Source organism: Labrys sp. (in: a-proteobacteria), from assembly GCF_047605565.1.
Lineage (GTDB): Bacteria > Pseudomonadota > Alphaproteobacteria > Rhizobiales > Labraceae > Labrys > Labrys neptuniae.
The window spans coordinates 1-12,147 of the sequence record NZ_JASGFM010000045.1; the positions used below are offsets into that span (position 1 = coordinate 1).

Annotated in this window: 10 protein-coding genes; 4 read left to right on the plus strand and 6 right to left on the minus strand. The window is 66.1% G+C overall.

The genetic code is table 11. From position 1 onward, the window contains the following. Positions 1-32 precede the first annotated feature (32 nt). The 6 genes from QM672_RS27720 to groES form a co-directional block, all read right to left on the minus strand. Positions 33-953 carry an ABC transporter ATP-binding protein gene (locus QM672_RS27720; protein WP_415086494.1) on the minus strand — a complete coding sequence of 307 codons (921 nt, stop codon included), beginning with the start codon at positions 951-953 and terminating at the stop codon, positions 33-35. Between the two features lie 23 nt (positions 954-976). Then, positions 977-1,852 (minus strand): ABC transporter permease, encoded by an 876-nt coding sequence (locus QM672_RS27725; protein ID WP_415086496.1) that lies wholly within the window; start codon positions 1,850-1,852, stop codon positions 977-979. Beyond that, complete coding sequence (locus QM672_RS27730) at positions 1,852-2,799, minus strand: ABC transporter permease (RefSeq protein ID WP_311943387.1); 948 nt, start codon at positions 2,797-2,799, stop codon at positions 1,852-1,854. The genes QM672_RS27725 and QM672_RS27730 overlap by 1 nt, the downstream gene beginning before the upstream one ends. A 15-nt stretch (positions 2,800-2,814) precedes the next feature. Further along, positions 2,815-4,395 carry an ABC transporter substrate-binding protein gene (locus tag QM672_RS27735; RefSeq protein WP_311943389.1) on the minus strand — a complete coding sequence of 527 codons (1,581 nt, stop codon included), beginning with the start codon at positions 4,393-4,395 and terminating at the stop codon, positions 2,815-2,817. Positions 4,396-4,496: 101 nt separating this feature from the next. Further along, the gene (gene groL / locus QM672_RS27740) at positions 4,497-6,125 is read right to left on the minus strand and encodes a chaperonin GroEL (protein ID WP_394312870.1); all 1,629 of its coding nucleotides are present in this window, start codon (positions 6,123-6,125) and stop codon (positions 4,497-4,499) included. Positions 6,126-6,200: 75 nt separating this feature from the next. Further along, entirely contained in the window at positions 6,201-6,488 is a 288-nt protein-coding gene (groES, locus tag QM672_RS27745; protein ID WP_311943393.1) for a co-chaperone GroES, read from the minus strand. A gap of 230 nt (positions 6,489-6,718) precedes the next feature. Here groES and QM672_RS27750 point away from each other — a divergent pair, with 230 nt between their 5' ends. From QM672_RS27750 to QM672_RS27765, 4 genes are read left to right on the plus strand one after another with little or no spacing between them, the layout of a single operon-like run. Further along, entirely contained in the window at positions 6,719-8,140 is a 1,422-nt protein-coding gene (locus tag QM672_RS27750; RefSeq protein WP_415086500.1) for an NtaA/DmoA family FMN-dependent monooxygenase, read from the plus strand. Continuing rightward, positions 8,137-9,378 carry an acyl-CoA dehydrogenase family protein gene (locus QM672_RS27755; RefSeq protein ID WP_415086502.1) on the plus strand — a complete coding sequence of 414 codons (1,242 nt, stop codon included), beginning with the start codon at positions 8,137-8,139 and terminating at the stop codon, positions 9,376-9,378. Before QM672_RS27750 ends, QM672_RS27755 begins: the two co-directional genes overlap by 4 nt. Positions 9,379-9,390: 12 nt before the next feature. Continuing rightward, positions 9,391-10,836, plus strand: a complete 1,446-nt coding sequence (locus QM672_RS27760; protein ID WP_311943399.1) for an LLM class flavin-dependent oxidoreductase — start codon at positions 9,391-9,393, stop codon at positions 10,834-10,836. Between the two features lie 40 nt (positions 10,837-10,876). Continuing rightward, positions 10,877-12,145: an acyl-CoA dehydrogenase family protein gene (locus tag QM672_RS27765; protein WP_311943402.1), complete on the plus strand. Its 1,269-nt coding sequence runs from the start codon at positions 10,877-10,879 to the stop codon at positions 12,143-12,145. The last annotated feature ends 2 nt before the right edge of the window (positions 12,146-12,147 follow it).

Here is a 12,147-nt window from a genome sequence, read left to right on the forward strand (position 1 = left end):
TGGACCTGGAGGAGGGGAGGTGCCGCCATCGCTTATCGTCCGGCTGCGCGGGCCAGGAGGGCCGGCTGATCCTGCTCGCTCATCACGCTGGGCGCTGGACGGGGCAGGGGATGGTCGAGGCGTGGCACCGCGTCGATCAGTGTCCTCGTGTAGGGATGTTGGGGGCCCGCCAGCACCCGCGCTGTCGGCCCGGTCTCGACGATGCGTCCGTGCTGCATGATGGCGATGCGGTCGCTCAGGAACGACACCACGCCGAAATCATGGGTGATCAGCAGGATGGCGGTGCCGTAGCTGTCGCGGATGCGGGCCAGCAGGGCCAGGATCTGCTTTTGGGTGGCGGTATCGAGCGCCGTCGTCGGCTCGTCGGCGATGATGAGCTTGGGGCGGCTGTTGATCGCCATGGCGATCAGCACGCGCTGGCGCATGCCGCCGCTCAGCCTGTGCGGATAGGAGGCCATGACGCGCTCCGCCGCGTCGATGCCGACTTCGCCGAGCCAGCGCACGGCTTCGCGGCGGGCCTGGCTGCGGCCGAGGCCGTTGCGGAAGGCGATCATGTCGCCAAGCTGGCGGCCGATGGTGGAGGTCGGGTTCAGGGAGGTCAGGGAGCTCTGCACGATGAAGGCGATGTCCTGGCGCAGGATGCGCTGGCGGTCGCGCGTGCCGGCCGCGAGCAGATCCCGGCCCTGGAAGAGGATGCGGCCTTGTGTGATCCGGGCGGCGGGACGCGGCAGCAGGCCGACGATGGAGGCCGCCGTCATGGTCTTTCCCGAGCCGGACTCACCGACCAGAGCGAGAATCTCGCCCGCCTGGAGATCGAGGTCGACGCCCCTGACGGCCTGGATGGTGCGGCGGGGCGTGGTGATGGCGACGTGCAGATCGGTGAGCCGCAAAAGCTCGGAAGGGCCCGGCGATGCCTGAACCGTGTGATGCGCAATGGGGGCAATGATCGACATGGCTGCTCCTTCAGCGAGTGCGATTACGCGTGATGATGAGGGTCCAGCCAGTTCCGCAGGCCGCTGCCGAGCCAGTTGAAGGCCAGCGAGACGATGATGATGGCGACACCGGGCGCGATCACCACATGCGGTGCGCCCTCGGCGAACACGCCGACGCCGTCCACGGTCATCCGTCCCCAATCGGCCAAGGGCGGCTGGATGCCGAGGCCGAGAAAGCTGAGGCCTGAGGAAAAGCCGATCATCGGCCCGATCAGCGTGGTGGCGTAGATGATGGCGGGCGAGAGCACGTTGGGCAGGAGTTCGCCGAACAGGATGGCCGAGCGGCCGGCGCCGAGCAGGCGCGCCGCATCCAGATATTCGCGCCCGGTTTCCGCCAGCACCGCGAAATAGACCACGCGCGTCATATAGGGCACCAGCGACAGCGCGATGGTGGCGATGATCGTGATCAGGCCCGGGCCGAGCAGGGCGGCGATGGCGATGGCAAACAGGATCATCGGAAAGGCGAAGAGCACGTCGATGCCGCGCATGATCACCGCGCCCAAGGGCTGGCGCGCAAAGCCGGCGGCGAGGCCGAGACCAAGGCTGACGATGAAGGCGATGGCGACCGGGACGATGCTGGCGATCAGGGACAGGCGCGCGCCCCAGATCAGGCGGGAGAGGATGTCGCGCCCCTGGCCGTCGAGCCCGAGCCAATGGCCCGGCGTGCCGGGCGGTGCGAGACGGAGGGCGCCTTCGCCGATGTCGGGATCATAGGGCGAGATCAGGGGCGCCAGGGCTGCCAGGCCGATCACCGCGACGATGATGGCAAGGCCGATGATGCCGCGATCGATCCGGCGCCGGCGCGTCGGCGTTTCGGTGGGCGATGCCCCGAGGGCGTTTGAGGCCTGGAAGAATGACATCAGGCTCTCGCTCGCGGATTGAGCCAGACCAAAGCGAGGTCGACGATCAGGTTGATCACGATGAAGGTCGCGGCAATCATCAGGACGCCGGTCTGGATGACCGGGATGTCATGGGCGGTGATGGCGTTGTAGAGCTGGGCGCTGAGGCCGGGCCAGGCGAACACCGTCTCCACGAAGATGACGCCGCCGAACAGCGTGCCGAATTGCAGCCCGCCGATGCTGACGATCGGTGCCAGGATGTTGCGGGCGATCTGGGTGAACAGCAGCCTCGGCGTCGACATGCCGGCCGAGGCGAACATCCTGGCATAGTCGGCATTGAGCGCATCGATGACGCTGGCGCGCGTCAGGCGCATGATGATGGCGATGGCGAGCACGGCGGCGGAGAAGGCCGGCAGGACGAGATGGGCGAAAAGGTCCGCCAGGGAATGGGAACCCCTGAGATTGTACATGCCCGACGACGGCAGCCAGCGCAGCTGCTTGGAGACCAGCCAGATCAGCATGATGCCGAGCCAGAACACCGGCGTCGCCGCCAGGCCCTCGCTGATGGCGGCTGCAAGCCGGTCGAACCAGCCCCCGGCCCGCAGGCCGGAAAGCACGCCGAGCAGGACGCCGACCGTCAGCGCGATCACCAGGCTCGCCAGGGCCAGGATGAAGGTGTTGACGTAAGCGGGGACGAGGATGTCGAGCACCGGCACATGCATGGTGATGGAGGTGCCGAAATGGCCGCCCAGCAGGCCCCACAGCCAGGCGCCATACTGAACGAGGAAGGGCCTGTCGAGGCCAAGATCGCGGCGGATCTGGTCGGCAGTCTCGCCCGAGGCGTCGCGGCCGAGCATGATCGCCACCGGGTCTCCCGGGCTGAAATAAACAACCAGGAAGACCAGGAAGGTGACCAGCACCAGAATAGCCAGTGAAGCGGCGGCGCGGCGTGCGATGAGGGCGATCATCCCGGCACCCCCGGCCTATTGCTTTTCCTTCAGCCAGACATGGCTGAGATCATACCAATCCTGGGCAGGGGTGGCGAAGCCGCCGACATTCTTGCCCGCGGCATAGTGGGTGCGCTCGTAATAGATCGGCAGCTTACCGACGTCTGCGGCCAGGATCCGGTTGGCCTCGCGCCATTTGTCCCTGATGTCCTCGGCCTTGACGGCGGTGATCGCCTCATGGACGGCCTTGTCGAACGCCGGATTGTTGTAGTTGCCCGTATTGCCGCTGCTCTGGCTGTGGGCGACGATGTAGAGCCAATAGGGCGTGAGAAAGCCCCATTCCATCGAGGTCAGGGCAACCTCGGGGCCGTTCTTCTTGTTGCGGGCCAGGAAGCTGTTCCAGTCATAGGAGCGGATTTCGAGCTTGATGCCGGCCTTGGCCGCGTCGCGCTGGATCCATTCGGCCACCGGCTCACCGCCCGCATAGATCTCCAGGAGGCCGCTGACGCCGCCGGGGTGGCCGGCTTCGGCTAGCAACTGCCTGGCTTTCTCCACATCGTAGGGATAGTCGCGGAAGGAGGGGTCGAAGGCATCGCTCCCCGGGTTCAGGATGCCATAGGCGGGGCCGGCCGTATCCTTGAGCAGGTCGCGCGCCAGTGCGGCCCGGTCGATCGACAAAGCGAGCGCTTGGCGCACGCGCGGATCCTTGAAGGTCTCGTTGGCGGTGTTGAAGGTGTAGTAATAGACCGAAGGCAGGTCGACATTGTCGACACTGAAGCCCTCCGCCTTCAGCTTGGCCACGCTGTCGCGCGGCGGCCAGGAGATGATGTCGACCTCGCCTGTCTCCAAAGCGGCGACACGGGCATTACCGTCGATGATCGGCCGGAAGATGATGCGGTCGAGGAAGGGCTTGTCGCCCCAGTAGCCGTCGAAGCGCTCGATCTCGACCTTCTGGCCGCGTACCCGTTCGACGAAGCGGAAGGGACCGGTGCCGACGGGATGCTCGGCATAGCCGTCATTGCCGTATTTGCGGATGGCCGCGGGGCTGGCAATACCGCCCGAACCGCCGCTGCCCTGGGCGAGCATCCGCAGGAAGGGGCTGAACGGTTCGGCGAAGGTGAGGACGAGAGTGTGGTCGTCAGGCGTGTCGATCCGGCTGAGCGAGGAATAGGTGTAGGCGAGGTTGGCGGCGCTGATCTTGTCGTAGAACTCGAATTTCGGATCCCAGCCGCGGCGGATGTTGAAGGCCACGGCCTCGGCGTTGAAATCGGTGCCGTCATGGAACTTGACCCCGCGACGCAAATGGAAGGTGTAGACCCGCCCGTCCGGCGAGATCTCCCAGGATTCGGCGAGGGCCGGCTTGAGGGGCGGGACCTTTACCTCCGCGCCGGATTTCGACAGGTCCTCGGTCACCAGCGGCTCGTGGATGTGGCGGGCGATGCGAAAGGTCTCCCAACCGCCTTCCCGGCCTGGATCGAGATTGGTGATCTCGGCGTTCTGGGCGACGATCAGCGTGCCGCCATATTTATCGGCATCGTCGGCGAGGGCCGCGCCGTGGACGAGGGCGAACAGGGCGCCGGCAAGGCTCAGCCCGAGGCCCAGGGAAACGAACCGCATCGTAATCTTCCATTCATTCCAGTCAGAGGAGCGGACGTGCCGGGAGACGGCGCGTCGCGGCAGGCGGAAGGCCGGAGCGATCCGCCTGCCTGATCTCGGCGTCAGAAGTCGCCGATGCCGCCGCCCGGCGGGCCGACCGGCGGTTTTTCCCTGGGCAGCTCGGTCACCAGGGCCTCGGTGGTGACGATCAGCGAGGCGATCGAGGCGGCATCCTGCAGGGCGGTGCGCACCACCTTGGCCGGATCGACGATGCCGGCCTCCAGGAGGTCGACGAAGGTCTCGGTCTGGGCGTTGAAGCCGAAGGTCGCCGACTTGTTCTCGGTGATCTTGCCGACCACGATCGAGCCTTCGACGCCGGCATTCTCGACGATCTGGCGGATCGGCGCTTCCAGGGCCTTCAGCACGATGTTGATGCCGGACTGCACGTCGGCGTTCTCGCTTCTGAGCTCCGCGACGGCGGCCTTGGCCCGCAGCAGCGCAACCCCGCCGCCGGGCACGATGCCTTCGGCGACGGCAGCGCGGGTGGCGTTGAGCGCGTCGTCGACCCGATCCTTCTTCTCCTTGACCTCGACCTCGGTCGAGCCGCCGACGCGGATCACCGCGACGCCGCCGGCGATCTTGGCCAGGCGCTCCTGCAGCTTCTCGCGGTCATAGTCGGAGGTGGTCTCCTCGATCTGCGCCTTGATCTGGGCGACGCGGGCGCTGATGTCCTTCTTCTTGCCGGCACCGTCGACGACGGTGGTGTTTTCCTTCTCGATGCGCACGCGCTTGGCGCGCCCGAGCTGGGAGAGCGTGACGTTTTCGAGCTTGATGCCGAGATCCTCCGAGATGGTCTCCCCGGCGGTGAGGACGGCGATGTCCTCCAGGATGGCCTTGCGGCGATCGCCGAAGCCCGGTGCCTTGACGGCGGCGACCTTCAGCCCGCCGCGCAGCTTGTTGACCACCAGGGTGGCGAGCGCCTCGCCCTCGACGTCTTCGGCGATGATCAAAAGGGGCTTGCCGGTCTGCACCACCGCTTCGAGCACGGGCAGCAAGGGCTGGAGCGAAGACAGCTTCTTTTCGTGGATGAGGATGTAGGGGTCCTCGAACTCGACCACCAGCTTCTCGGCATTGGTGACGAAATAGGGCGAGAGATAGCCACGGTCGAATTGCAGACCCTCGACGACGTCGAGCTCGGTTTCCAGGCTCTTGGCTTCCTCGACGGTGATCACGCCCTCATTGCCGACCTTGTCGACGGCGGTGGCGATGATGGCGCCGATCGAGCTGTCGCCATTGGCCGAGATGGTGCCGACCTGGGCCACTTCCTCGGACGACTTCACCTTCTTGGCGCGCTTTTCGATGTCCTTGATCGCGGCCGTGACGGCGAGGTCGATGCCGCGCTTGAGATCGAGCGGATTGAAACCGGCCGCCACCGCCTTGGCACCCTCGCGCACGATGGCCTGGGCGAGGACCGTGGCGGTGGTGGTGCCGTCGCCGGCAAGATCATTGGTCTTGGAGGCGACTTCGCGCAGGAGCTGGGCGCCGAGATTTTCGAACTTGTCCTCGAGCTCGATCTCCTTGGCGACGGTGACGCCGTCCTTGGTGATGCGGGGCGCGCCGAACGACTTCTCGATCACGACATTGCGTCCCTTCGGACCCAAGGTGACCTTGACGGCATTGGCCAGGATGTCGACGCCGCGCAGCAGGCGCTCGCGGGCATCGGAGGAGAATTTGACGTCTTTTGCTGCCATGATTGGATTCCTTCAGGCCCGGAAGCGACGAAAGCGCTCGAAGGCTTGTCTGGCTGTGAAAAGGGGGAGGGGATGTCAGGCGATGATGCCGAGAATGTCCGCTTCCTTGAGGATGAGCAGATCCTGGCTGTCGATCTTGACTTCGGTGCCGGACCATTTGCCGAACAGCACGCGGTCGCCTGCTTTCACATCCAGCGGCTGAAGCTTGCCGTTCTCGTCGCGCGCGCCGGGACCGACGGCGACGACCTCGCCCTCCTGGGGCTTTTCCTTGGCGGTATCAGGTATGATGATGCCGCCCTTGGTTTTCTCCTCGCCTTCCAGGCGACGCAGGACCACGCGATCATGGAGCGGTCGAAAGCTCATGGATTCTACCTCAGATTGATTGAAGCACCGCGATTTGCCGCCTGATTCAGGCAGGTCTTGCGGCTTGAACCCATGCTAGGGCGGGTCAACGGCCGGCGTCAATAAAAAGAATATAAAATATATAGACAATATATAATTTATGCGCAAACATACCTCCATCGATTTGCCGGACGCAGCCTGCGGCGACAGCGGGCGCGGCCATCCCGGCGAGCCAATTTCCCTACCAATGGATGATTTGCGTCGTGTCCGCCGAACCGATCATTTTGAACGGGTTCACCATGAACTCGGTTTCCCATGTCAATTACGGGCTGTGGCAACACCCCGAGGATCAGACGTACCGTTATACCGATCTCGACTATTGGCTCGAGCTCGCCCGCATCCTCGACGAAGGCCGCTTCGACAATCTGTTCATCGCCGATGCGCTGGGATTGCTCGACGTGCATGGCGGCAGCGCCGAGGCCTCGTTGCGAACGGGCACGCAATCGCCCCTCGGCGATCCCCTGCTGCTGGTTTCGGCCCTGGCGGCGGCCACGCGCGATCTCGGCTTCGGCATCACCGTCTCGACCAGCTACGAAAAGCCCTATCTGCTCGCCCGCAAATTCACCACGCTGGACCATGTCACCCGCGGGCGCATCGCCTGGAACGTGGTGACCTCCCAGCTCGACAGCGCCGCCCGCAATCTGGGGCTGGAGGCCCAGTACCCCCATGATGAGCGCTATGATCGCGCCGACGAATTCCTCGAAGTAGCCTACAAGCTCTGGCAGGGTTCATGGGAGGACGATGCCGTCCTGCGTGACCGCGGCAGCGCCGACCATCCCGAAGGGCTCTATACCGATCCCTCCAAGGTGCACGGCATCGGCCATCGCGGCCACTACTATACTGTTCCCGGCCCGCATCTTTCCGAGCCCAGCCCCCAGCGCGTGCCGGTGATCTTCCAGGCCGGCGGCTCGCCACGCGGACAGGCTTTCGCCGCCCGTCATGCCGAGGTGGTCTTCGTCGCCGGGGCCGATGCCGCCGGCATCCGGCGCAATGTCGCTGGCATCAAGGACTTGGCCCGCGAGGCGGGCCGGGCTCCAGGGGCCATCCGCTTCATCAGCGCACTGGCCGTCGTCACGGGCGAGGACGACCAGGCGGCCCAGGCGAAACTCGACGATTACCTGCGTTACTACAGCCTTGAGGGCGCCATCACCCATTATTCGGCGAGCACCGGCATCGATTTTGCCGGCCATCCCCTCGATGAGCCGCTGCGTTATCAGGACACCAACGCCAATCGATCCCTGCTGCGCATGTTCGACGATCCGGCCTCCGGGCGGCGCTGGACCTTGCGCGAGGCCTTCCTGCCCGATGGCGGCTTCGGCCGGGTGAAGACGCTGGTGGGTGGGCCGGCCCGGATCGCCGACAATCTCGACGCCTGGCTCGCCGAGACCGATACCGATGGCATCAATCTCATCCACATCGTCAATCCCGGCAGCTTCCGCGATTTCGCGCAGCATGTCGTGCCCGAGCTCGACCGGCGCGGGCGCCTGCGCGAACGCCGGGCCGGCGCGCTGCGCAGCCGCCTGTTCGGTACCGATTCCCCGCGGGTGCCGCCCGACCATCCAGCGGCCCGCTTTGCCTTCCCGGCAACCCAGGCGGCTGAGGCCCGGTCATGAGCGCCGATGGAGCGCGGGCAGGCCTGAGCGGGGAGGAGCGGTTCCGGCTCTGGGTCGAGGCGGCCGAGCAGGTCGCCGCGGAATTGAGAAGGACAGGGGCGGCGCGCGATGCCGCCGGTGCCGATCCGGTGGCGGAGATCGAGCTGTTGCGCCAGGCCGGTCTCCTGACGATCTTCCTGCCCGAGGCGATCGGCGGAGGCGGTGCCAGCACCCGGCAGGTCCTGCGCATCATCCGCATCCTGGCCAAGGGCGATACTTCCATCGCCCAGATCGCCACCTACCATCTGTTCGGCACGGCCCTGGGCCGGAATGGCGCGAACCGGGCATTGTTTGCCCGGCGCGCGGAGGGCTTCCTCCGGCAGGGCTGGTTCCATGGCGGCGTGGCCCAGGCCGCCTATGAACCGCTCATCAGCGCCACGCCGCAGGGCACGGGCTTCGTGCTCAACGGGTCCAAGCCCTTCGCCAGCGGCGCGGCTGTAGCCGACACCCTGCATGTCTGGGTGCGTTTCACGCCGGGGACGACGATCGCCGGAAATGACGCCGGCGGCCATATCGGCCAGTTCGTGGTGCCCAATCCCGCGCCGGGGCTGAGCTTCGGCCATGACTGGGACAATATGGGCCAGCGCCTCACCGTCTCCGGCAGCGCCAGCTTCGACAATGTCGCGGTGAGCCTGGACGATCTTGTCGCGCATCGTCGCGAGGGCGCTCCGCAGACGCCGGCCGAGACCCTGCATGTGCCCATCATCCAGCTCGCCTTTGGCGAACTCTATCTCGGCACGGCGCTCGGCGCCTTCGAGGAGGCACGCGATTATATCCGCACGCGCTCGCGGCCCTGGCTTTCCTCCCCGGCCGGCAAGGCCAGCGAGGACACGCTGGTGGTCGAGCGTTTCGGCAGGCTCTCCGTCGCGCTGGCCTCGGCCGTGGCCCTCTCGGATGCGGCAGGCGAGGCGGCCCAGCGCGCGGCGGAACGCGGGAGCGAGCTGACCGAGCGCGAAAGAGGCGAGGTCGCCGCCATCGCCTACCAGTCGAAGGTGCATTCGACCGAAGTGGCGCTGGAGGTCACCTCCCGCCTGTTCGAACTGATGGGCGCACGGGCCACCACCAGGGCACTCTCCTTCGATCGCTACTGGCGCAATGTGCGCACCCACTCCCTGCACGACCCCGTGCACTACAAGGTCCTGGAAGTCGGCGATTACGCCCTCAACGGGACGGTTCCTCCACCCACCTATTATTCGTGAATGGTTTGAACGATGTCCGTTTCATCACAGCCGATTGCCGCCAAGAAACCTTTTCTGCTCAATGGCTTCGGCATGGCCGTGGTCGGCCACGTCTCGGCGGGCCTGTGGCGCCATCCCGACGACCGCGCCGACACCTATACCAGCATCGACTATTGGATCGGCCTCGCCAGGCTGCTCGAGGAAGGTGGCTTCGACGGACTGTTCCTGGCCGATGCGCTCGGGCACCTGGACGTCTATGCCGGCACGCCCGATGCCTCGCTGCGCACCGCCGCCCAATCCCCCGTCAACGATCCCCTGCTGCTGGTCTCGGCCATGGCGGCGGCCACAAGGCATCTGGGCTTCGGCATCACGGTGTCGACCACCTATGAGCAGCCTTATCTGCTGGCGCGCAAATTCACCACGCTCGACCACCTCACCAAGGGGCGCATCGCCTGGAACGTCGTCACCTCCGTGCTGGAGTCGGCCGCGCGCAATCTCGGCCTCGAGCGCCAGATCGAGCATGACGAGCGCTATGACCGCGCCCAGGAGTTCGTCGACGTCGCCTACAAGCTGTGGGAGGGATCGTGGGAGGAGGATGCGGTCATCCGCGATCGCCAGCGGGGGATCTATACCGATCCGGCCAAGGTCCATGCCATCCATCATCGCGGCACCTATTTCACCGTGCCGGACGCGCATCTGTCCGAGCCGAGCCCCCAGCGCACGCCCTTGCTCTACCAGGCCGGCACTTCGACGCGCGGGCGCGAATTCGCAGCTGGCAATGCCGAAGTCGTCTTCCTGGGTGGTACCAATTCGCCCTCGATCCGCCGGCGCATCGAGCAGATCCGCTCGCGTGCCGTCGAGCTCGGCAGGGCGCCCGATGCCATCAAGTTCATCACCGCCATCAGCGTGGTGACGGCTGCAACCGACGAGGAAGCCGAGGCCAAATATCGCGACTATCTCTCCTACACCAGCGTGGAGGCGGCGCTTGCCCTGTTCTCGGCCTGGACCGGGGTCGACTGGTCGCAATATCCGCTCGACCATCCCATCGAATATATCGAGACCAATGCCGGCCGCTCGGCCTTGTCCAGCCTCACCAGCATCGATGCCGACCGGCGCTGGACCGTGGGCGACGTCGCCGACTATATCGGTGTGGGCGGCATTCATCCCACTTTGGTCGGCGGGCCCAAGAAGGTGGCCGACGCGCTCGAGCGCCTTGCCGACGAGACCGGCATCGACGGCTTCAATCTCGCCTATGCCATCAGCCCCGGCTCCTTCGAGGACTTCATCCGCTTCATCGTGCCCGAGCTTCGCCAGCGCGGCCGCATCCGCGAGCGACCGGCGACGCCGGTGACCCTGCGCGAACGCTTCCAGGGCGAGGGCCAGCGCCGGCTGCGCGAGGATCATCGCGGTGCTTCCTTCCGCGACTTCACCCGTTTCGTCCCTGCGCGGGACGTGCCGGCCGCGACCGCGGCCGAGTGACCCCCCAATGTGCCGACAGCTTTGAACGAGGACGAGACAAGTGGCCTATGACGCAACCGTGAGCGCCTTGCGCGATACGCGCAGGGATGCCCCCGCCATCGAGATCTATGCCGGCCTTTCGGAGGCGGAATTCGCGGAGTGGCGCAGCCGCGCCGAAAGTGTTGCCGCCGAACTCGCGGCCACTGCGCTCGAACGCGACCGTGCCAACCAGGATCCGTTCGAGGAAATCGAGCTCTTGCGCAAGGCCGGCCTCCTCGGCCTTGCCGTGCCCAGGGCCCTGGGCGGCGCCGGCGCCAATCTCGCGCAGGCACTCGAGATCAGCCGTATCATCTCTGCAGCCGACGGCTCGATCGGGCAGCTGATCGCCTATCACTATTCCAATGGGGTGTGGAGCTACATCCTCGGCACGCCCGAGCAATGGCAGGCCACGGCCCGCGGCGTCGGCGAGGAGGGCTGGTTTCAGGGCGGCGTCAGCAATCCGCGCGATCCCAAGGCCGAGCTGGAAAAGACCGCGAACGGCTATCTGATCAGCGGGCGGCGCACCTTCGCCACCGGCGCCTCGATCGCCCAGATCCTCACCGTTACCGTCTGGGACGGCGAGAAGCGGGTGCATTTCCAGATCCCGCCCTCGCGCAAGGGCATCAGCTTCGAGGGCGACTGGGACAATCTCGGCCAGCGCCTCACCGCCAGCGGCTCGGTGATCTTCGACAGGGTCGAGGCGACCGATGCGGACCTCCTGTCGGGTCTGGATCATTATGCCGGCGATGTCGAGCAGCGCGACGGGCTGCGCGTGCTGTTCAGCCAGCTGATCTTCGTCAATTTCTATCTCGGCATTGCCGAGGGTGCGCTCGAGGCCGCCTCCGCCCATGTGCGCAGCCATGGCCGGCCCTGGCCCGAGTCGGGGCTGGAAAGGGCCACCGAGGATCCCTACCATCTCCAGCTCTTCGGGCGCCTGTCGGCGGGCATCGCCGCCGGCGTCGCCCTGGCGGACAAGGCCGCAGCCCTCTATCAGGCGGCGCTGCTGGCTGGCCCGGCGCTGACGGCGCAGGCCTGGGGCGAGCTTGCCCTTGTGATCGACCAGGCCAAGGTCATCGCCACCAAGGTCTCGCTCGAGGTCACCGCCGATATCTATGAGGCGACGGGTGCGCGCTCGACGGCCAACAAATACGGTCTCGACATCTATTGGCGCAATGTGCGTACCCATACGGTGCATGACCCGGTGTCCTACCGCCTGCGTGAAATCGGCGAGTTCGCGCTCAACCAGACGCTGCCGAAGCCACGCGTCTTCACCCCGCCGGCGAAGGCCTGAAC